Genomic DNA, 946 nt, shown 5'->3' with positions numbered 1-946 from the left:
CTGAAGACCTGGACCGGTCAGGAGACCGAGCTCGGTACCCTCAAGACCTACACCGAGACCCGCTTCAACTACGGTAACAGCAGCGGCGACTATCTCAACCAGGCCGCCTCCAATGCGGACGACTGGCAAGGCCGCAACAAGTCTACCTCGCTGCGTTTCGCTTGGATTCAGCTCGGCGGCCTGCGCGTCGGCAAGGACGATACGGCTTTCGATACGTTCATCGGCTATGCCGGCAACGTCATCCAGGACACGCTGGTTCCGTATGGCGGGCAGGAGAGCAACGTCGTTCAATACTACTTCGACGCAGGCAACGGCCTCACGGGATTGGTCTCTCTCGAAGAAGGCGCCGGCAAGGGCGGCACCATCGACAGCTATGTTCCGCATGTCGTCGGCGGCTTGAAGTACAAGAGCGACTGGGGTGCGATCACTGGCGTCGTCGCCTATGACAGCAACTACGAGGAAGCGGCCGGCAAGGTTCGTTTGGACGTGAATGTCACCAAGGAACTGTCGCTGTTCATCATCGGCGGTTACGGCACGGACGACAACCTCAACGATCCGACCAACGCTATCAACGCTAAAGGTCGCGGCTTCTACAAGCAGTGGGGCGGCAACTGGGCAGTCTGGGGCGGTGGCACCTACAAGTTCAACGACAAGACCGCGTTCAACGCCCAGATCTCTTATGACGACTGGAAGAACCTCGGCGTCGCCGCCAACGTTGCCTACACTGTTGTGCCCGGCTTTACGGTCACGGCCGAAGTCGATTACCTCAATGCTGGAAAGTTCGACGACGCCGACTTCAGCAACTGGACCAAGGCCAACAAGAAGAGCAGCGTCGGCGGCATTCTCCGCTTCCAGCGCTCGTTCTAACGGATCGATTGATCTCACCCAACCGCCGGCAGCGTTATCGCTGCGGGCGGTTTTTTGTGCACTGTGCTGTACCGATCTG

The 946-nt window shown here is 59.1% G+C and carries 1 protein-coding gene; it reads left to right on the top strand.

The window, feature by feature from the left end; translation table 11 throughout:
- Window positions 1-867 (top strand): porin (locus ACXJ7R_RS34420; RefSeq protein ID WP_457155685.1); only part of this gene is annotated, 867 nt, incomplete at its 5' end.
- Window positions 868-946: the final 79 nt, after the last annotated feature.

It is taken from the genome of Mesorhizobium sp. P5_C1, from assembly GCF_054049815.1.
This window is presented reverse-complemented; position numbering and strand designations above follow the sequence as displayed.